Source organism: Pseudoclavibacter caeni (genome assembly GCF_008831125.1).
Lineage (GTDB): Bacteria > Actinomycetota > Actinomycetes > Actinomycetales > Microbacteriaceae > Pseudoclavibacter_A > Pseudoclavibacter_A caeni.
In genome coordinates this window covers 92,583-112,049 of record NZ_WBKA01000005.1, presented here as the reverse complement: position 1 = coordinate 112,049, position 19,467 = coordinate 92,583, and the positions used below count along the sequence as shown (strand labels likewise).

General features: G+C 72.5%; 14 protein-coding genes and 1 pseudogene. 10 read left to right on the top strand and 5 right to left on the bottom strand.

Annotated elements, in window-relative coordinates; genetic code table 11:
* Window positions 1–71: 71 nt before the first annotated feature.
* Together F8O02_RS07275 and F8O02_RS07270 are read left to right on the top strand one after the other, a co-directional pair.
* Entirely contained in the window at window positions 72–1,091 is a 1,020-nt protein-coding gene (locus F8O02_RS07275) for a Ppx/GppA phosphatase family protein (protein WP_158036588.1), read from the top strand.
* Between the two features lie 10 nt (window positions 1,092–1,101).
* Complete coding sequence (locus F8O02_RS07270) at window positions 1,102–2,109, top strand: magnesium transporter CorA family protein (RefSeq protein ID WP_158036587.1); 1,008 nt, start codon at window positions 1,102–1,104, stop codon at window positions 2,107–2,109.
* Between the two features lie 12 nt (window positions 2,110–2,121).
* Here the strand turns inward: F8O02_RS07270 and F8O02_RS07265 are convergent, their stop codons facing one another.
* The gene (locus F8O02_RS07265) at window positions 2,122–2,922 is read right to left on the bottom strand and encodes an IclR family transcriptional regulator (protein WP_158036586.1); all 801 of its coding nucleotides are present in this window, start codon (window positions 2,920–2,922) and stop codon (window positions 2,122–2,124) included.
* 154 nt (window positions 2,923–3,076) lie between these two features.
* On the opposite strand from F8O02_RS07265, the gene F8O02_RS07260 reads away from it, so the two are divergent.
* The 4 genes from F8O02_RS07260 to F8O02_RS07245 all read left to right on the top strand — a co-directional run bounded on the left by F8O02_RS07260 (window position 3,077) and on the right by F8O02_RS07245 (window position 7,514).
* Entirely contained in the window at window positions 3,077–3,793 is a 717-nt protein-coding gene (locus F8O02_RS07260) for a CoA transferase subunit A (protein WP_158036585.1), read from the top strand.
* Window positions 3,794–3,807: 14 nt separating this feature from the next.
* Complete coding sequence (locus F8O02_RS07255) at window positions 3,808–4,485, top strand: CoA transferase subunit B (protein ID WP_158036584.1); 678 nt, start codon at window positions 3,808–3,810, stop codon at window positions 4,483–4,485.
* Window positions 4,482–5,678, top strand: coding sequence for an acetyl-CoA acetyltransferase (locus tag F8O02_RS07250; protein WP_158036583.1), 1,197 nt, complete (start codon window positions 4,482–4,484; stop codon window positions 5,676–5,678). The genes F8O02_RS07255 and F8O02_RS07250 overlap by 4 nt, the downstream gene beginning before the upstream one ends.
* A 150-nt stretch (window positions 5,679–5,828) precedes the next feature.
* Window positions 5,829–7,514, top strand: coding sequence for a DUF2207 domain-containing protein (locus tag F8O02_RS07245; protein WP_158036582.1), 1,686 nt, complete (start codon window positions 5,829–5,831; stop codon window positions 7,512–7,514).
* 98 nt (window positions 7,515–7,612) lie between these two features.
* Here F8O02_RS07245 and F8O02_RS09240 read toward each other — a convergent pair whose 3' ends face one another.
* The 4 genes and pseudogenes from F8O02_RS09240 to F8O02_RS07230 form a co-directional block, all read right to left on the bottom strand.
* The gene (locus F8O02_RS09240; RefSeq protein WP_225734210.1) at window positions 7,613–8,809 is read right to left on the bottom strand and encodes an acyl-CoA dehydrogenase family protein; all 1,197 of its coding nucleotides are present in this window, start codon (window positions 8,807–8,809) and stop codon (window positions 7,613–7,615) included.
* 381 nt (window positions 8,810–9,190) lie between these two features.
* Window positions 9,191–11,029: pseudogene (locus F8O02_RS09355) on the bottom strand (3-hydroxyacyl-CoA dehydrogenase NAD-binding domain-containing protein); the annotation flags it as partial.
* A gap of 115 nt (window positions 11,030–11,144) precedes the next feature.
* Complete coding sequence (locus F8O02_RS07235; protein ID WP_158036580.1) at window positions 11,145–11,825, bottom strand: TetR/AcrR family transcriptional regulator; 681 nt, start codon at window positions 11,823–11,825, stop codon at window positions 11,145–11,147.
* A 30-nt stretch (window positions 11,826–11,855) separates the two neighbouring features.
* Complete coding sequence (locus tag F8O02_RS07230) at window positions 11,856–12,806, bottom strand: capsular polysaccharide synthesis protein (RefSeq protein WP_158036579.1); 951 nt, start codon at window positions 12,804–12,806, stop codon at window positions 11,856–11,858.
* Between the two features lie 124 nt (window positions 12,807–12,930).
* Between F8O02_RS07230 and F8O02_RS07225 the strand changes: the two genes are divergently transcribed.
* The 4 genes from F8O02_RS07225 to exaC all read left to right on the top strand — a co-directional run bounded on the left by F8O02_RS07225 (window position 12,931) and on the right by exaC (window position 19,330).
* Window positions 12,931–14,259: a uracil-xanthine permease family protein gene (locus F8O02_RS07225; protein ID WP_158036578.1), complete on the top strand. Its 1,329-nt coding sequence runs from the start codon at window positions 12,931–12,933 to the stop codon at window positions 14,257–14,259.
* A 30-nt stretch (window positions 14,260–14,289) separates the two neighbouring features.
* Window positions 14,290–14,925 (top strand): uracil phosphoribosyltransferase, encoded by a 636-nt coding sequence (gene upp, locus F8O02_RS07220; RefSeq protein ID WP_158036577.1) that lies wholly within the window; start codon window positions 14,290–14,292, stop codon window positions 14,923–14,925.
* A 283-nt stretch (window positions 14,926–15,208) separates the two neighbouring features.
* Entirely contained in the window at window positions 15,209–17,431 is a 2,223-nt protein-coding gene (locus F8O02_RS07215; RefSeq protein WP_158036576.1) for an NADP-dependent isocitrate dehydrogenase, read from the top strand.
* 375 nt (window positions 17,432–17,806) lie between these two features.
* On the top strand, window positions 17,807–19,330 hold the full coding sequence (gene exaC, locus F8O02_RS07210; RefSeq protein WP_158036575.1) for an acetaldehyde dehydrogenase ExaC: 1,524 nt from the start codon (window positions 17,807–17,809) through the stop codon (window positions 19,328–19,330).
* Window positions 19,331–19,467: the final 137 nt, after the last annotated feature.

Sequence of the window (19,467 nt, the reverse complement as noted above, 5' to 3'; positions counted from 1 at the left end):
TCGGGGCGTCGGGATATTCCCCGCGCAGGGTGCGGCCGGGCTGCGGCGGCCGGGCCTCTACCATGGGGCTCATGTCGAGTCAGACCCCGCGCACGCTCCGGCCGGATGCTCCAGAGCCGGTCCGCGCCGCCGGCGTGGACTGCGGCACGAACACGATCCGCCTGCTCGTCCTCGAACGCGCGCCCGACGGGGCGCGCGAGCTCGCGCGGCGCTCCCGGGTGATCCGCCTCGGCGAGGGCGTCGACCGCACCCGCCGCTTCGCCCCGCCGGCGCTCGCCCGGCTCGACGCCGCCCTGGCGGTGATCCGAGCCGAGCTCGACCGACTCGCCGTGCCGGCGTCCCGGGTGCGGTTCGCGGCCACCTCGGCCAGCCGTGACGTGACCGACCCGGCCCCGCTCGTCGACCGGGTCCGCAGCGTCCTCGGCGTCATCCCGGAGGTCATCGCCGGCACCGAGGAGGCGGCGCTGTCATTCCGCGGGGCGACCGCGGGCCTGCCGCGCGCGGCGGCGCCCGGGCGACCGGATCGCACGCTCGTGATCGACATGGGCGGTGGCTCCACCGAGCTCGTCGTCGGCGACGCGACGGCCGGCGCCGTGCTGGCCGCGCACTCGATGGACGTCGGCAGCGTCCGCCTCGCCGAGCGGCACGTGGCCGGCACGCCGCTGGACGCCACCGTTCGTGCCGCGATCGCGCGGGACGTCGACCGGGCGCTCGACCGCGCCGAGCAGATCGTGCCGCTGGGCGGCCTCGACCGGGTCATCGGGGTGTCTGACTCGGTCGGCGCGATCGCGGCCGTCGCAGCCGGCGTCTCCTGCGCGCGCCGTGCCGAGCTCTCCAGGCGCGCGTGGCCGGTGGACGCACTGCGCCGCGCGGCGGCCCGGATCATCCGCTCCGACGCGACCGAGCTCGCCGCGCTCGGCGTCGACCCGGGGCGCCGCGACGTGGTCGGCGCCGCGGCGGTCATCTGGGATCGCGTGTGCGCCCGACTGGTGGCCGCGGGGCTCGCCGTGCCGATCGCGTACAGCGAGCAGGACATCCTCGACGGCGTCGCGAGGAGCGCGCTGGAGCGGCCCGACGCCGGTCGATCGTAGACTCGAGAGCATGCCAGCCAGCACCGAGCCCGCGGCCACCGCGGTCGTCTACCGCGACGGCCGCATCGAGTGCACCGCCGCGGTCGAGGAGATCACGGCGCTGCGCGACGACGCCGAGCGGGTCACCTGGGTCGACCTCGTCGACCCCGATCACGAGCGGCTCGAGCGGCTCGCCGAGCTGCTGCACCTGCACCCTCTCGCCGTGGAGGATGTCGAGGGGAGCGAGGAGCGGGCGAAGCTCGTCCGCTACGAGACCCATCTGTTCCTCACCCTCTACGCCCTGGCGCTCGCTGGGCCAGGCCCCGCGCCGGCCCCGCAGGATCGCATCGTGCGCCACGAGGTGGACGTGTTCGTCGCCGGCCGAGTCGTGGTCACCGTGCGTCGGGCCGACGGGTTCGACATCGACTGCGTGAGACGGGGGTGGGAGGCGCATCCGGGGCTGCTCGCCGCCGGGCCGATGACCTTGGTGTGGGCGATCGTCGACCACGTCGTAGACACGCACTTCGACACCGTCCAGGCGCTCGACGAGGAGGTCGAGCAGCTGGAGGCGGAGGTGCTCGGCACGCATCCGGACGCCCACCGTGTGCAGCGGGACGCCTACCTGCTGCACAAGCAGCTCGTCGTGCTGCGCCGGCTCGCCCTGCCCACCCGCGAGATCGTCAGCAGCATCATCAACCGCTCCGACCCGCCGCTGCCGGACGCGCTGCAGCCCTACCTGCTGGACGTGTACGACCACGTGCTGCGGGTGAGCGACTGGACCGACTCGCTGCGCGACCTCGCCAGCACGATCGTCGACACGAACCTCTCCAGCCAGGGCAACCGGATGAATCTCGTGATGAAGAAGCTCACCGCCTGGGCGGCGATCATCGCCGTGCCCACGCTCATCACCGGGTTCTTCGGCATGAACGTCGACCTGCCGCTGTTCGGCACCGGCACCGGCGGCGTCGTCGCGATCGCCCTCGTCGCGCTCACGAGCGTCGGCCTGTACATCCAGTTCAAGGTGCGCGACTGGCTCTGACCCGCGGTCCCGTCAGCGGGCGAGCCGCTCGCGCAGCTCGGTCGCCGCCTCCAGCAGCGTCTCCGCAAGTCGCTCGGCGCGTCCGTCGGCGAAGCGCTGCTCCACCCCGGTGACGCTCAGCGCCCAGGCCGGCGCCCCCGGCTCGCGCACCGCCACGCCGACCCCGTGGCTGCCAGCCACGATGAGGCCGGGGTTCCACGCCCAGCCGAGCCGTCGCGTCCGCTCGGCGCGCACCCGCACCCGGTCGTCGTCGAAGGCGGGGCCGAGCTCCACCCGCCCGGCCCGGGTCGCCGCGAGCGCCCGGTCGAGCTCGTCGGCGTCGAGCAGTCCCGCGAACGCCATCCCCGCGGTGCCCACGCCGACGGGGAACCGGCTGCCCACGTGCAGCACGTACGACCGCATCGGGTACCAGCCCTCCTCTTCAGCCACGCACACGGTCGTGTGGCCGCGCAGCACGGAGAGGAACGCGCTCTCCCCGGTGGCCTGGGCGATCCGCTGCAGCAGCGGCCGGGCGAGCCGGGGGAGCGGTCGTCGCGCCGCGGCGAGCGTGCCGAGCACGGCCAGCTGCGGCCCCAGCTCCCAGCGTGCCGTGCGGTGCGACCCCGTGACGGGCTCGGTCGCGTCCGCGCGGGAGACCATGCCGGCGTGGTGCAGGCCCTGCAGCAGCCGGTGGGCGGTCGGACGCGTCAGTCCGGCCCGGCGGGACAGCTCGCCGGTGCCGCAGGGGGCGTCCGCGTCGGCGATGAGGTGGAGGAGGCGCAACGCCCGGTCGAGCGACTGCGTGCCGGTCTGGGCGGCGTGGTCATCGTTCACGGGTCCACTATACGGACATGACTGGTGTCCATCGGGGCGTGTATATCATTTGCCGGCGCGCCCGGCCGTCTTTACGCTCGGGGCAGTCGATGAGAGTCGATGACCGGCATGTGGACAATGGGGTCCGCACTGGTCCAGGGATGAGGAGGTCCACATGATCAAGCGGATCACGGCGGCGCGCCAGGCGCTCGAACCGCTGCTGCATGACGGGATGACGATCGCCGTGGGCGGGTTCGGCATCTGCGGCTCGCCGCTCGAGCTCATCGAGGCAGTGCGCGACTCGGGGGTGCGGGAGCTGACCATCATCTCCAACAACATGGGGCTCGACGGCGTCGGGCTCGGCCTGCTGCTCGACAGCCACCAGGTCGCCCGCGTGCACTGCTCGTACGCGGGGGAGAACGACGAGTTCGCCCGGCAGATGATCGCCGGCGAGGTCGAGGTCGTGTTCGTGCCGCAGGGCACGCTCGCCGAGCGGCTGCGCGCCGCGGGGGCCGGCATCCCCGCCTTCTACACGCCCACCGGTGTCGGCACCGACGTCGCCCGCGACCACGAGGTGCGTGACTTCGACGGGGTGCCGCATCTGCTCGAGACGGCGCTGCACGCCGATCTCGGCCTCGTCCACGCTCACCGGGCCGACCGGTTCGGCAACCTCGCCTACCGGGCCGCGGCCCGCAACTTCAACCCGCTCGTCGCCCAGGCCGCCGACCACACCGTCGTCGAGGCCGAGCGCATCGAGCCTGACGCGCTCGAGCCAGACCGCATCGAGACGCCCGGCATCTTCGTCGAGTCCGTCGTCTCGGCCGCGCACCGGGAGCGGCCAATCGAGCGGCGCACCGTGCGCCCGCGTCCCGCCCGCGACGTGGCGGCCTGAGAGAGGAGTGAACCATGAGCTGGACACGAGACCAGATGGCCTGGCTGGCGGCCCGCGAGCTGCACGACGGCGACTACGTCAACCTCGGCATCGGCATCCCCACGCTGGTGGCCAACCACGTGCCCGAGGGAGTGCACGTGACCCTGCACTCCGAGAACGGCATCCTCGGCGTCGGCGCCTTCCCCTGGGAGGGGGAGGAGGACCCGGATGTGATCAACGCCGGCAAGCAGACCGTCACCGTCGCCCCCGGCGCGAGCTTTTTCGACTCGGCGCTGTCGTTCGGGATGATCCGCGGCGGTCGCATCGACATCGCCGTGCTCGGGGCGATGCAGGTCTCCGAGCGCGGCGACCTCGCCAACTGGGCGATCCCCGGGCGCAAGGTGAAGGGGCCGGGCGGGGCCATGGACCTCGTCGCGGGCACCCGACGGGTGATCGTGCTCACTGACCACACTGCCAAGGACGGCACGCCCAAGATCCGTCGTCGCTGCGACCTGCCGCTCACCGGCGCCGGTGCCGTCGACCGGATCATCACCGACATCGCCGTCATCGACGTCACACCGGAGGGGCTGCGCCTGGTCGGCCACCCCGCCGACGTCACCGTCGACGAGATCCGTCGGCGCACCGACGCGCCGCTCGTCGTCCCCGACGACCTGCACATCATCCAGCCCGAGACCGAGGAGACCCACGCATGACCGCCACCCGCACCGATCCCCGCCCCGACGACGTCCTGATCGCCGGCTGGGCCCACTCCCGCTTCGGGAAGCTGCCCGACGAGACGCTGGAGAGCCTCATCACCCGCATCGGCGGGCAGGCGATCGCCGACGCCGGCCTCGAGCCCGGTGACATCGACGAGGTCGTCATCGGCACCTACAACGCGGGGCTCGTCCCGCTCGCGTTCCCGTCGTCGCTCGCCCTGCAGATCGACGAGGCGCTGCTGTATCGGCCCGCGACCCGGGTCGAGAACGCCTGCTCCTCCGGCGCCGCTGCCGTACGCACCGGGGTGCGCGCCGTGCGCAGCGGCGACGCTGACCGGGTGCTCGTCATCGGCGTCGAGAAGATGACCCAGGCGAGCCCCGAGCAGGTCGGCCGGGCACTGCTCGGCGCCTCCTACGAGCTGGCCGGCACCGACTCCCGCGGCGGGTTCGCCGAGATGTTCTCGGCCGTCGCGGACGCCTACGCCGACCGGTACGGCGACCCCGCCCACACGATGGCGCAGATCGCCGCGAAGAACCACGCCAACGGGATGCGCAACCCCTACGCACAGCTGCACAAGCCGTTCGACGTGGCCTTCTGCGAGACGGTCTCCGACCGCAACCCCACCGTGTTCGGCCGCCTGAAGCGCACCGACTGCTCGCCGGTCTCCGACGGGGCCGCCGCCCTCGTCCTCACCCGCCGCGACCGCGCCCCGCACACCGGGCACGGCGCCGTGCACCTGCGGGCGATCGAGCAGGCCAATGACTGGCTGCCGCTCGACCGGCGCGACCTGACCCTGTTCGGCGGTGTGCGCGAAGCCTGGCAGCGCGCGCTCGAACGCACCGGCCGCACCCTCGACGACTTCAGCCTGCTCGAGGTGCACGACTGCTTCACGATCGCCGAGCTCGTCATCTACGAGTCGATCGGCCTGGCCGAGCCGGGGCAGGGCGCGCGGCTGCTCGACGACGGCACCGTCGAACGCGACGGCCGGCTGCCCGTCAACGTCAGCGGCGGGCTGAAGGCGAAGGGGCACCCGGTGGGAGCCACCGGTGTGTCGCAGCATGTGCTCTGCGCGATGCAGCTGACCGGCACGGCCGGCGAGATGCAGCTGCCGACCGCTGACGTCGCCGGGGTGGTCAACATGGGCGGCACCGCGGTATCGAACTACGCCAGCGTGCTCGAGCGCGCCTGAGCCGTCGGGCCGGGCCGGCTGCGGACACGATCCCGGCCTCGCCCGACGGTCCGGCCCCGTTGACCGCTCCAGCCGTCTGCCCGGGTGGGGTCCGTCCCGGGGGGGTCCGTTCCAGACGGTCCGTCCCCCGTGGCCCAGTACCATGACCGCATGACCCCGGCCTGCCGCAGCGCCCCGATCCGAACATCCCCCGCCGCCCGGATCGCCGCGCTCGCGCTTCTCGCCGCGCTCATGGCGCTCGCGATGATCGACACGTCGCTGCCCGCGCGCGCCGACACCGACGCCACGGGGGCGGCCGTGCCGTACACGACCGACGAGGAGGGCGGGGAGCTCGTCGTCTCCATCGGCGACGACCGCTGCGTGCGCGGCGTGCAGACCTACGTGATCGTCTACGACCTGGTCAATCTCGTGCGCCACTTCAGCGACACCGATGCCGACGAGTTCTACTGGGACGTCAACGGCACCGACTGGGCCCAGCGCTTCGACGCCGTGACCGCGACTGTGCACGTGCCCGCAGGCCTCGCCGCCGCCGCGAACGGCGAGTCCGCCTGTTACCGGGGTGCCGAGGGCGACACCGGTCGGTGCCCGATCAACCGCATCACATCGGATGCGGCGGATGACGGCGTGACCTGGCAGGCCGTCAGCGACGGCGCGCTTGGCGCCGGGCAGACGATGACCGTCGCCGTGGGGTTCGCCCCCGGAACATTCACCGTCCCCACTGCCCCGGCTCGCACCTGGTGGGCCACCTGGCTGCCCCTCGGTGCGGCCGCCGCCGCCTTGTTCGCGGCCGTCGGGCTGTGGGGGCAGCGCCGCCGCCGCTGGGGCGACGTGCCCGGGCGCGAGGTCATCGTCCCCGAGTGCACACCGCCCCAGAGGGTCGATCTCGCCGAGGGCGCTGACCTCCTCGAGCGCTCCGGTCGATGGTTTCCGGCCGCGGTGCTGGAACTTGCCGTGCGCGGCGTCGTTCGTGTCGTCGAACGTCGCGACCGTGGACTCCTCGGTCGCGAACGGGTGCGCCGCGGCGTGCGCGTGGTCGGTCTGCCCGATGCGGCGAGCCCGCCCGACCGGCTCGCCCTCGCCGCCGTTGTGGGTGAGGGGGCACCGTCCCCGGGACGCGTCGTGTGGTTCGACGGGCCGAGTGAGGAACGGGCCGGACGGGTGGCCAGAGTGGTCGGTGACGCCCGCCACCGCGCCATAGCCGACGGGCTTCGGGCTCGGTCAGAACGCCGGCTCACCCCTGCCCTGCGTCTCGGTGCCTGGGCACTCTCGGCGGCCGCCGTCGCGGTCGTCGGCCTCGTGTCCACCCGCATCAGCACGGTCTCCGGCTGGCTGTTCGCCGCCGGGGTGGTCTCCATCGTCGCCGTCGTCCTCTGCACGCTGACCGTGCGCCCGCCGCAGTCACTCACCCGCGCTGGCTCCCTCGCACGCGAGCACATCGAGGGGCTGCGCATGTACATGGCGCTCGCCGAGGCCGACCGGCTGCGAATGCTGCAGAGCGTCACCGGCGCTGAGCGGGAGGACGCGGACGCCGGCGCGCCCGAGTCCGTCGTCCGGATCACCGAGCGGCTGTTGCCTTGGGCAGTGCTGTGGGGCGTGGAGGAGTCGTGGGGGCATGCGCTCGAGCGCGCCTACGTGGCCTCGGGGACGGCCCCGACCTGGCTCGACGGCGACGTCGTCGTGCGGGCCGGCACGCTCGCCGGGATGGTGCACGGGCTCGCCGGGGCTGCCGACTCAGCTGCGACCGCCCCCTCCTCGGGTGGCAGCTTCTCTGGCGGTGCCGGCGGTGGAGGGTCAGCCGGTGGCGGAGGCGGAGGTGGCGGTGGCGGAGGCCGCTGACCATCGCCCCGCGGCCTGAACCGGGTCGGTGTCTCGGTCCCGATCCGGTTCAGGCCGGCGGTCGCCCTCGTTCAGGGCCTCGCCACCTCCTGCCGTGCTCAGTGTCCGCTGAAGGCGCTGTGCCCGGTGAGGTCGCGGCCGACGATGAGCGACTGGACGCTCTCGGTACCCTCGTAGGTGTGCAGTGCCTCGATGTCGGCGAAGTGCCGCATCACCCCGTACTCGAGCAGGATGCCGTTTCCGCCGAGCATGTCCCGGCCCAGCTGGGCGATCCGCCGGGCCCCGCGTGTGGCGGTCACCTTCGCCAGCGACGCCTGCTCGGGGCGCATCGTGCCCGCCGCGTCCCGCTCGGCGAGTGTGCGCACGTGCAGCTGCAGGCTGGTGAGGATCGACAGCATCTCGGCCAGGCGTTCCTGGACGAGCTGTGTGTCGCCGATCGCCCGACCGAACTGGTGGCGCTGCCGGGCGTACTGCACGGCGATCTCCGTGACCGCCTGCGCGTGGCCGACCGCAGCCCAGGCGATGCCGAGCCGGGTCGCGGCGAGCACGCGCGCCGTGTCCTTGAACGACCGGGCCCCGGGCAGCACCGCGTCGGCGGGCAGGCGCACGTGGTCGTAGGTGATGAGCGCCTGATGGATCGACCGCAGCGACCCCTTGCCGCGGATCGTCTCGGCGATGTAGCCCGGCGCGGTCTGCGGCACGAGGAACCCGCGCACGCGGCCCTCCTCGTCGCGGGCCCAGGTGACGGTCACGTCGCCGACCGAGCCATTGCCGATCCACTTCTTGCGGCCGGTGATCACCCAGCCATCGCCGTCGCGGCGGGCGGTCGTGGTCAGCGCGACCGCGTCGGAGCCGTGCTCGGGCTCGGTCAGCGCGAACGCGCCTAGCCGCTCGCCGCGGGCGAGGGGGACGAGCCACTCGCGCTGCTGCTCCGGGCTGCCGAACATCGCGATCGAGCGCAGGGCCAGCCCGCCCTGCACGGCGACGACCGTGCCGACCGACCCGTCGCAGCGGTGCATCTCCATGCCGACGAGCCCGGCCGCCAGCGGCGACATCGGAGTGAGCCCCGGGCCGGTCACCCCGTCGGTGAGCAGGTCGAGCGCGCCGAGCCGGCGGGCCCAGACGAGCGGGTACTCCGCATGGTCCCAGGCGGTGTCGACCTCGTCGGCGATCGAGTCTGTGAAGCGGCGGGCCCGCTCGTGCCAGGAACGGTCCTCCGCCGGCACGTCGTCGAACACCCCGTAGAAGTCGAGGTCGAGTGGGCGCAGCACGTCGTAGGCCGCCAGCGCCGGCAGGTCGTCGTGCCGATCGCCGGGGACGTTCGCCTCGCCGTCGGGCAGCAGCTCTCGCCCGCGCGGCGCGCGGCGGCTCGCCCCGGAGCGGTCGAGCAGGGGCAGCAGGCCGCCGTTGTGTCGGGGATGGTTCGCCCCGAGGATCATCGCCGCGTCGATGTCGCCCGGCTCGGTGACGGTGCCGTCGGCGAGCATCAGCGCCGCCTCGTCGGCGACGCCGCGCAGGATGTGCAGCCGGGCCGCCTCGGCGGTGTCGCAGGCGGGGTCGTGGGCGGGCCGTTCGGCGACGGCGACCGCGATCGCGTCGCGCGCCGCCGCGGTCAGTCGGCCGGAGTCGTCCAGCCAGCGGGAGCGCGACCCGGCCGGTGTGCGCTCGACGAGCAGGCGCAGGCTCGTGCTCACGGGGAACCGTTCCGGCCACACCTCGTGCAGCGTCTCCAGCACGTGCAGCTGCACGGGGTGGCCGATGTGGTCGAGCAGGGTGAACATGGTCATCGGCAGGCCGTCGCGCACGAGGCAGCGGTCGACGAGCAGGGGGTCCCAGCCCGCGTCGACGAGCTCGAGTGCCTCGGCGAACAGGCGGCTGAGCAGCCGGTTGACCAGGAAGCCCGGCCGGTCTCCGGTGCGCACGATCGCCTTGCCGAGTCGGCGGCCGAGCTCCAGGGCGGTGTCGGCCAGGCCGCGGTCGGCGGTCTCCGGCACGATGAGCTCGACGAGCGGCAGCACCGCCACCGGGTTGAAGAAGTGGAAGCCGATCAGCCGCTCGGGGTGCTGCAGCGCGGTGCCCTGCGCGGCGACCGGCAGCGAGGACGTGTTCGTCAGCAGCAGCGCGTCGTCGGCGACGTGCGGCTCCACCTCGGCCCACATGGCGCGCTTGACGTCGAGATCCTCGTAGACGGCCTCGATGACCACGTCGGCGCCGTGAACGGCGGTGACGTCGGCGTGCACGGTCAGCAGCCCTGCGATCCGCTCCCGGGCGGCGGCGTCGAGGTCGCCGTGTGCCTCGGCCCGGTCGAGGAGCCCCGCGATCCGCGCGCGGGCCTGCTCGACCCGGTCGGCGTCGAGCTCGACGACGCGCACCGGCACCTCGAGCCGGGTCGCGAACAGCACCGCCAGCTGCGTGGCCATGAGGCCGCCGCCCATCACGCCGACGGCGTCGACGCGCCGCTGCGCCCCGGAAGGGCGCGCCCGCCGGCGGGCCTGCTGCAGGGCGAAGAACGCGTGAATGGCCGCCCGGCTCTCGTCGGTCATGAGCAGGTCGACGAACGCGTCGATCGTCTCGGCCTCGAGCGGCTGGGGCGTTCCGGCCTGCGCGATGCGGGCCTGCGCCGACCGGAACGCCGGGTCGGGGTGACGGGCGGCCTGCGCGATGAGAGCCACGGCCCGATCCACCGCGGGCGGGGGCGTGGGGATGCGCCGGCGCACGCGGGCGAGCAGCGCGTCCGGCGTCCACGCCTCGCCGGCGCCCTCGGGCTCCAGGCGCACCGGGGCGGCCTCGAGCGCGTCGACGATGCGGTCGAGCGTCTCGACGCCGTCGAGGTCGTCGACCAGGTCGTCGACCAGGCCGATCGTCCGTGCCGTGGTCGCGTCGACGCCGCGTCCGGAGAGCGCGTCGAGGACGGCGAGCCGGCCGGTGGCCTCAGGGCCGATCACCGCGACCGCCGCGGGGATGCCGCCCCAGCCGGGCACCAGGCCGAGCCCGACCTCGGGCAGGCCGAGCCCCTCGACGTCCGCCCGGGCGATGCGCCGGTCGCAGCGCAGCGCGAACTCGAGGCCGCCGCCGAGGGCCGCCCCGCCGATCAGGGCGAAGGTCGGCACGGGCAGCGCGCTCACCCCGGCGAGCGCCCGGTACCCGGCCGCCGCGGCCTCGCGGGCGGCGTCCCGTTCGGCGATGTCGCGGAAGCCGGAGAGATCCGCCCCGGCGCCGAACACTCGACCGGCCGCGGCGAACGCGATGGCGTCGACGCCGCTCGTGTCGACGTCGCGCGTCCAGTCGGCCAGCGCGGCGAGCGCCTCCGGCGACCAGACGACGAGGCCGGATGCCGGGCGCAGCAGCACGCGGGCGATCCGGTGGCCGCGATGCTCGACGACGGTCGTCTCGAACGCGAGGGCCGGGGCGGCCTCGGCCCCGGGCCGGGGTCCCGGCTGGGGCGGTGTCTGAGACTCCGGCGCCTGCGTCGTCTGCTGAGGCTGCGGCTGTGGGATGGTCTGGGGCTGGGACATCGTCGTCTCCTTCGATCTGACACGGCATCCCGATCGCGGCACGACGGTGTGCCCCGGTCGGCGGATGGCGCCATCGTGACATGAGACGGCGTCTCATGTCGAATGGGACGGTGTATCAGATACGATCCGGGTCGCCGAGCTTGCGCAGCCGGCGATCCAGCTCGGCCAGCGGCAGGCTTGACCGGAACGCGACGACCACGGACTCGCCGGCGCCCGCGTCCCCGTCGACGAGCCGGGCGCGCAGGTCGGCGAGCTCCCGGGCGAGCCGGTCTCGCGCATCCGCCGGGCCGAGCCCGTCGCGCAGCACCCGACGCAGCACGGCGTTGTGGGTCGCCGCAACCGCGTCGGCGAACTGCACGGTGCGGATGGGGGAGACCGCCGGCAGCCGGGCGCGCAGATGCCGGTCGAAGGCCCGGTCGTAGCGGGTGATGGTGACGATCTCCCGGTCCCGCAGCGCCGGCGTGCGCCGCACGACGTCGTCACGGCGGCGGATGCTGTCGAGGCGGTCGAGGAATCGGTCGAGCACGAGCATGGCGCCGGAGACCACGTCGTCCCAGGCGTCCGTTGACCCGGTCCGCGCCCGCTCGGCCAGATGCGCCTCAAGGGCGGCGACCGTCTCGTCGTGGTCGGCGAAGATAACGTCCTCCTTCGCACCGAACTGGCGGAAGAACGTGCTGCGTGACACCCCGGCGGCACGGGCGATGTCGGCGGCGCTGACGGCGTCATATCCCCGGGCGAGGAACAGGTCGAGGGCGATGTCGGCGATCTGGACGCGGGCCAGCGGCTGGACAGTCATCGCGCGTCACGCTATCACGGGCCCGGCCGCTCAGCCCTCGAACAGGCGCCCGGCGAGCAGGCGCGCCAGCAGGCTGTCCGGTGGCACGGTGTCCGCATCGAACTTGTGGCTGAGCTTCTGGGCGAACGAGAGCCGGGAGGCCGCGGCGACGAGGTCCGAGTCGTACGGACGGAACATGACCATCTGCAGCAGGTGCGCCGGGGCGCTGCCGAGCCACGGCGTCCCCGCCCACAGCAGCCCCGCCTGTGGGTACTCGGCGAGCAGCCCGGCGAACATGCGGTGGAAGAGGAAGTAGTCGGGCAGGGTGCCGATCTCGGTCCACCACAGCTCGAGCGCCGCGCGCAGCAGCCGCACCAGCGGGTGCCCGGGCGTCGCCGCGATGAACCAGTTGGAGATCTCGCGGTCGGTCCAGCGCGGCATCAGCAGGCTTGGCCCCGGCTGGGGGCCGGCCTCCGCGAGCCCCTCGTCGATCGAGCGCAGCAGCAGGCAGGTGGCGTCCACCCACACCCCGCCGTGCCGCTCCAGCAGGCTCAGGCGCAGGAAATCGGCATAGTGGGCGGGCCGCTCCCGCAGCCGGTCGACCACGGCGCCGGGCAGCGTCACCCAGTCGGGGACGCTCGCCGGGGTGAGCACCACGGCGTCCGGATGCAGCGCGCGCAGCCGGTCAAGACATGCGCGCACCAGCGGGGGCACGTGGCCGTCCGGGGCGCTCCAGTACGAGAACACCGGGCCGGCGGGAGCGGCGGACGCGGCAGCCCGGGCCTGCGCCGCATCCGGCAGCCCCGTGCGCAGGATGTCATCCTCGCCCAGTCCGGCCGTGGCCAGCACCAGATCGTGGCGGTCGGACAGGAACAGCTGCACCTCGCGGTGCGCGGTGAGCGCGGCCCGGGCGCTCACGGTCGGCGCGAACCGCTCGCGCACCCGGTCGAGCTGGATGCGCAGCGGCCCGGGCGGCGCGGGCTGCGGATCCGGTTCGAGCATGCCCCGAGTCTATCCGCCGGTCCCGGCCCGCCGGGCGCGGCGCCGTGGCCGGGTGAGCTGCCCGGTCTACACTCGCTCCCGGCGCACCGGCCGGCGCGCGACGCGGCGAGGGTGAGGAGACGACATGGCCCGGGGCATGTTCGACTGGCGACTGCACGGCGACGGGGCGCACATCGCACCGGGGGAGGCGGTCGCCCCGGACGAGCGGCTCACCTGGCCGCGCACGATCGGCATCGGCGCCCAGCACGTGGTCGCCATGTTCGGGTCCACGTTCCTCGTGCCGCTGCTGACCGGCTTCCCGCCGGCGACGACGCTGCTGTTCTCCGGCGTGGGCACGATCCTCTTCCTGCTCCTCACCCGCAACCGCATCCCGAGCTACCTGGGCTCGAGCTTCGCGTTCATCGCCCCGATCGCCGCGGCGCAGAGCGAGTACGGCTATGCCGGTGCGCTCGGCGGGGTCGTGATGGCCGGCGTCGCACTGTTCCTCGTCGGCCTCGTCGTGCAGTGGGTCGGGGTGCGCTGGATCGAGGTGCTCATGCCGCCGGTCGTCATGGGGGCGATCGTCGCTCTGATCGGCCTGAACCTCGCCCCGAGCGCGAAGGCGAACTTCATGCAGGCGCCGGTGACCGCCCTGGTCACGCTCGGCGCGATCATCGTCTGGGGCGTCGTCTTCCGTGGCTTCCTCGGCCGGCTGTCGATCCTCTTCGGTGTGGCCATCGGCTACGCCGTCGCCGTCCTCCGCGGCGAGGTGGACTTCACCGCCGTCGAGCAGGCCGCCTGGATCGGCCTGCCGCACCTGCAGACCCCGACGTTCCACCTCTCACTGGCCGGGCTGTTCATCCCGGTGATCTTCGTGCTCATCGCCGAGAACATCGGCCATGTGCGTTCCGTCGGGCTCATGGTCGGCCGTGATCTCGACGAGAACATCGGCCGGGCGCTCATGGGCGACGGCCTCGCCACCACTCTCGCCGGGTTCGGCGGCGGCTCGGGCACGACCACCTACGCCGAGAACATCGGCGTGATGGCCTCGACCCGCGTGTTCTCCACCGCCGCCTACTGGGTGGCCGGCATCGTCGCGGTGCTGCTGAGCCTCAGCCCCCGCTTCGGCGCGGCGATCTCCACCGTGCCCGTCGGTGTGCTCGGTGGGGCCGGGGTCGTACTGTACGGCATGATCGGCATCCTCGGCGTGCGCATCTGGGTCGAGAACCGGGTCGACTTCTCGAACGCGATCAACCTCACCACCGCCGGCGTCGCCCTGATCATCGCGATCGCCGACTTCACCTGGCAGGCCGGCGACCTCGTCTTCGGCGGCATCGCGCTCGGCACCTTCGCCGCGATCGCCGTCTACCACCTGATGACCGGGATCACCCGGCTGCGCAGCGGCCGGGAGACGAACCCGGGGGCACCCGTCCCGGACGCACAGACCGGCCGCCCGGCGGCGTCCGCGGACTGACCGGGCCCGGCGGGCGAGTACGCTGCTCTCATGCGTCTGATCACCCCGGAACATCCCCTCATCAAGCACAAGCTCACCATCCTGCGCGACGAGAACACCCCACAGCCGGTGTTCCGCCAGCTGGTCGAGGAGCTCATGACCCTGCTCGCCTACGAGGGCACCCGCGACGTGGCCGTCGAGTCTGTCCCGGTGACCACGCCCGTCGCGAGCACCACCGGGGTGCGGCTGAGCGAACCGCTGCCGCTCGTCGTGCCGATCCTGCGGGCCGGCCTCGGGATGCTCGAGGGCATGACCCGGCTGCTGCCCACCGCCGAGGTCGGGTTCCTCGGCATGGTCCGCGACGAGCAGACGCTGCAGCCGACCACGTACGCGAAGCGGCTGCCGGAGGAGCTCAGCGACCGGCTGTGCTTCGTGCTCGACCCGATGCTCGCCACCGGCGGGTCGATCATCGGGGCGATCGACTACCTGTTCGAGCGCGGGGCGCAGCGCGTCACCGCGATCTGCATCCTCGCGGCACCCCAGGGGCTCGAGGCCGTGCGCGAGCACTTCGCCGACCGCGATGTCACCGTCGTCGTCGGCGCGGTGGACGAGGGGCTCAATGACCGCAGCTACATCGTGCCCGGCCTCGGCGACGCCGGCGACCGGCTGTACGGCACGATCGACTGATCCACCCGGCGTGGCGCAGACGGTCGCTCAGGGCGGCGGCTGCTCGGGCGGGTCCCACGGACGGGCGAGATGTGCGGGGCGAGTGCTCCCAGCATCCCCTTGACCAGCGGCCGCACGGGCGGGTGCCCGCTCGGGTGATCGACTTCTCGGACAGGCATCGGCGAAGCGGGGCCGGGGGAGCGGGGCGGAGCGGCCCGATCCGATAAGCTGGCGGACGGAAGTTCCATGGGTCTTCCGCCTGACGGAAGACCCCTCGAACCTGATCAAGGGAGACAGTCCATCCATGGCGAAGATCATCTACACGCACACTGACGAGGCTCCGCTGCTCGCCACCTACTCGTTCCTGCCGATCCTGCGGGCCTTCACCTCGCCGGCCGGTGTCGAGGTCGAGACGAAGGACATCTCCCTCGCCGGCCGCATCCTCGCCGCCTTCCGCGACCGTCTGCCCGCCGACCAGCAGACCGAGGACGCTCTCGCCCAGCTCGGCGCGCTGGCGAAGACGCCCGAGGCGAACATCCTGAAGCTGCCGAACATCTCCGCGTCCGTGCCGCAGCTCAAGGCCGCCGTCGCCGAGCTGCAGGGCCTGGGCTACGCGATCCCGGACTACCCGGACGAGCCCGAGGATGACGAGCAGCGCGCCGTGCGCGCCGTCTACGACCGCATCAAGGGCTCCGCCGTCAACCCGGTGCTCCGCGAGGGCAACTCCGACCGGCGCGTGCCCGCGGCCGTGAAGAACTACGCGCGCAGGCACCCGCACAGCGTCGCCGAGTGGTCGCACGACTCGAAGACCCGCGTCGGCACGCTCGACGACCACGACTTCCGCCACAACGAGAAGTCGGTCGTCATGGATCACGACGACACCCTGCAGTTCCGCCTCGTCGGCGACGACGGCACCACGACCGTGCTCAAGCCCGAGCTGCCCGTGCTCGCCGGCGAGATCATCGACGGCACGTTCATGAGTGCGCGCGCCCTCGACGCGTTCCTCGCCGATCAGGTCGAGCAGGCCCGCCGCGACGGGGTCATCCTCTCTGTGCATCTGAAGGCCACGATGATGAAGGTCTCCGACCCCGTCCTCTTCGGCCACGCCGTCCGCGTGTACTTCCACGAGCTGTTCGACCGCTATGGCGACCAGCTCGAGGCCGCTGGCCTCAGCGCGAACAACGGACTCGGCAGCATCATCGCCGGCATCGACACCCTGCCGGAGGACCTCCGCGAGGGCGTGCGCGAGGCGATCCAGCACGGCTACGAGCAGGGACCGCGCCTGTCGGCCGTCAACTCCGACAAAGGCATCAGCAACCTGCACGTGCCCAGTGACGTGATCATCGACGCCTCGATGCCCGCGCTCATCCGCAACGGCGGGCGGCTGTGGGACATGACCGGCGCCGAGGGCGACACCCTCGCCGTCATCCCCGACAGCTCCTACGCGGGCGTGTACGCAGCGACCATCGAGGATGCGAAGGCCAACGGCAAGTTCGACCCGACCACCGTCGGGACCGTCCCCAACGTCGGCCTGATGGCGAAGAAGGCCGAAGAGTACGGCAGCCACGACAAGACGTTCATCATCGACCGTCCCGGCACCGTCCAGGTCGTCGATCAGACCGGGAACGTGCTCCTCGAGCACCAGGTCGAGGCCGGTGACATCTGGCGCGCCTGCCAGACCAAGGACGAGGCGGTGCGCGACTGGGTGAAGCTTGCCGTGACCCGTTCCCGTCTGTCCGACACCCCGGTCGTCTTCTGGCTCGACGACGAGCGCGCCCACGACCGCGCGGTGGCCGAGAAGGTGCGCGCGTACCTGCCGGAGCATGACACCGACGGGCTCGACATCCGGATCCTCTCGCCGATCGAGGCGACGAAGCACACGCTGCGCCGCTTCCGTGCCGGGCAGGACACCATCTCGGCCACTGGCAACGTGCTGCGCGATTTCCTGACCGATCTGTTCCCGATCCTCGAGGTCGGCACGAGCGCGAAGACGCTCTCGATCGTCCCACTGCTCGCCGGCGGCGGCCTGTTCGAGACCGGCTCGGGCGGCTCGGCCCCGAAGCATGTCCAGCAGTTCCTCGCCGAGGATCACCTGCGCTGGGACAGCCTCGGTGAGTACCTCGCGATCGCCGAGAGCCTGCGCTTCCACGCCCGGGCCACCGGTGACGATCGGGTGCGCGTGATCGGCGACGCCCTCGACCAGGCGACCGAGCGCTACCTGGACGAGGATCGCTCGCCCTCACGCAAGGCCGGCGAGATCGACGATCGCGGCAGCCACTACTGGGTCGCCCGTTACTGGGCCGAGGCGCTGGCCGCGCAGACGGAGGACGCCGAGCTGGCGGCCCGTTTCGCCCCGGTGGCGAAGGCCCTGGCCGACGGTGAGCAGACAATCACCGACGAGCTGCTGGCCGTGCAGGGCAGCCCCGTCGACCTGGGCGGCTACTACCGTCCGGATGACGCGAAGGCGACGGCGGCCATGCGGCCGTCGGCGACGTTCAACGCGATCATCGACGGCATCGCCGACTGACCCGTCGCGATCCCGCACGAGGGCGCTCCACCCGGACATCCGCCGGGGAGCGCCCTCGTCGTGTCCCGGGCCGCCCTTGACGGAGAACGTCGGCGCACCATCGGGCGGGGAACCACGCGGGCACATCGATGACCGCCGTCCGCGTCGCCGGCCGCCCACCGGCTTGGTCGGGCCGCACCATTCCTCTCGGACGGCTGTCGGAGAAGTCGGGGCCGGTCGACGTCGGGCTGTGCCACTCTGACACGTCCGCGCGCGGCATCGTATACGTCCGTTGCCGTGCCCCTCGCGACCGCCCAGAATGAGCAGCGGCGGCCGGGACCGGCCGTCTGGACGACCGGGCGAGATCCCCGGTCAGAGAAGGAATGAGGGAACCACATGACGGTTTACGCACAGCCCGGCACCGAGGGCAGCCTGATCACGTTCCAGGACTCCTACGACAACTACATCGGCGGCGAGTGGGTCGCCCCCGCCGACGGGGAGTACTTCGAGAACGTCACCCCGGTCACCGGCCAGGTGTTCACCCGCGTCGCCCGTGGCAAGGCCGCCGACATCGAGAAGGCCCTCGACGCTGCCTGGGCCGCGTTCCCGAAGTGGAGCGCGAAGTCCGCCACCGAGCGTGCCGACATCCTCTGGAAGATCGGGGATCGCATCGACGCGAACCTCGAGAAGATCGCCGTCGCCGAGACCTGGGACAACGGCAAGCCCGTCCGCGAGACCCTCGCGGCCGACATCCCGCTCGCCGCCGATCACTTCCGCTACTTCGCCGCAGCGATCCGCGCCCAGGAGACCGGCACGAACGAGATCGACTCCGACATGGTCGCCTACCACTTCAAGGAGCCTCTGGGCGTCGTTGGCCAGATCATTCCCTGGAACTTCCCGATCCTGATGGCCGCGTGGAAGATCGCCCCGGCCCTCGCCGCCGGCAACACCATCGTGCTCAAGCCCGCCGAGTCGACCCCGGTGTCGATCCTCGAGCTCATCAAGGCCATCGAGGACCTCCTGCCCGCCGGCGTGCTGAACATCGTCAACGGCTTCGGCGCTGAGGCCGGCGCCGCACTGACCTCCAGCCCGCGCATCCGCAAGATCGCCTTCACCGGATCGACCACGACCGGCCGGTTCATCGCCCAGCAGGCCGCGAACCTCATCATTCCGGCCACTCTCGAGCTCGGCGGCAAGAGCCCGAACGTCTTCTTCGAGGACGTCGCCGACAAGAAGGACGACTTTTACGACAAGGCGCTCGAGGGCTTCGCGCTCTTCCAGCTCAACCAGGGCGAGATCTGCACCTGCCCGTCCCGCGCGCTCGTGCAGGAGTCGATCGCCGACACGTTCATCCCGGATGCGATCGCCCGCGTCGAGCAGTCCGTCCAGGGCAACCCGCTCGACACCGACACCCAGGTCGGCGCCCAGGCGAGCGAGGCCCAGATGAAGAAGATCAAGAGCTATCTCGAGATCGGTCGGCAAGAGGGCGCGGAGGTGCTCACCGGCGGTGACGTCGCCCACCTCGACGGCGATCTCGCCGGCGGCTACTACATCCAGCCGACGGTCTTCAAGGGCAACAACAAGATGCGGATCTTCCAGGAGGAGATCTTCGGCCCGGTGCTGGCCCTGACCACCTTCAAGGACTTCGACGACGCCATGTCCATCGCCAACGACACGCTCTACGGGTTGGGATCGGGCGTGTGGAGCCGGAACTGGCGCACCACCTACAAGGCGGGCCGGGCCATCCAGGCCGGCCGTGTGTGGACCAACACCTACCACAACTACCCGGCGGGCGCTGCGTTCGGCGGGTACAAGGAGTCGGGCATCGGCCGTGAGACCCACAAGATGGTCCTCGACGCCTACCAGCAGGTGAAGAACCTGCTCGTCTCCTACAGCGAGAAGCCCCAGGGCCTCTTCTGAGCCGCTCGAGCGCCGGGCGGGGCGCGAGCCCTGACCGGTCGCCGTTGAGGTGAGTCATCCAGCGCGGGGCGTCGGGCATTGGTCGACGCCCCGCCACGCATCCGGGCCGGAACCGATCCGACCGGGCCGGGGCACGA

Coding starts and splice junctions, on each gene's coding strand:
- F8O02_RS07255 (WP_158036584.1), top strand. CDS start 3,808: ATGAGCTGGACACGAGACCAGATGGCCTGGCTGGCGGCCCGCGAGCTG.
- F8O02_RS07275 (WP_158036588.1), top strand. CDS start 72: ATGTCGAGTCAGACCCCGCGCACGCTCCGGCCGGATGCTCCAGAGCCG.
- F8O02_RS07225 (WP_158036578.1), top strand. CDS start 12,931: ATGGCCCGGGGCATGTTCGACTGGCGACTGCACGGCGACGGGGCGCAC.
- exaC (WP_158036575.1), top strand. CDS start 17,807: ATGACGGTTTACGCACAGCCCGGCACCGAGGGCAGCCTGATCACGTTC.
- F8O02_RS07245 (WP_158036582.1), top strand. CDS start 5,829: ATGACCCCGGCCTGCCGCAGCGCCCCGATCCGAACATCCCCCGCCGCC.
- F8O02_RS07260 (WP_158036585.1), top strand. CDS start 3,077: ATGATCAAGCGGATCACGGCGGCGCGCCAGGCGCTCGAACCGCTGCTG.
- upp (WP_158036577.1), top strand. CDS start 14,290: ATGCGTCTGATCACCCCGGAACATCCCCTCATCAAGCACAAGCTCACC.
- F8O02_RS07215 (WP_158036576.1), top strand. CDS start 15,209: ATGGCGAAGATCATCTACACGCACACTGACGAGGCTCCGCTGCTCGCC.
- F8O02_RS07270 (WP_158036587.1), top strand. CDS start 1,102: ATGCCAGCCAGCACCGAGCCCGCGGCCACCGCGGTCGTCTACCGCGAC.
- F8O02_RS07230 (WP_158036579.1), bottom strand. CDS start 12,806: ATGCTCGAACCGGATCCGCAGCCCGCGCCGCCCGGGCCGCTGCGCATC.
- F8O02_RS07250 (WP_158036583.1), top strand. CDS start 4,482: ATGACCGCCACCCGCACCGATCCCCGCCCCGACGACGTCCTGATCGCC.
- F8O02_RS07235 (WP_158036580.1), bottom strand. CDS start 11,825: ATGACTGTCCAGCCGCTGGCCCGCGTCCAGATCGCCGACATCGCCCTC.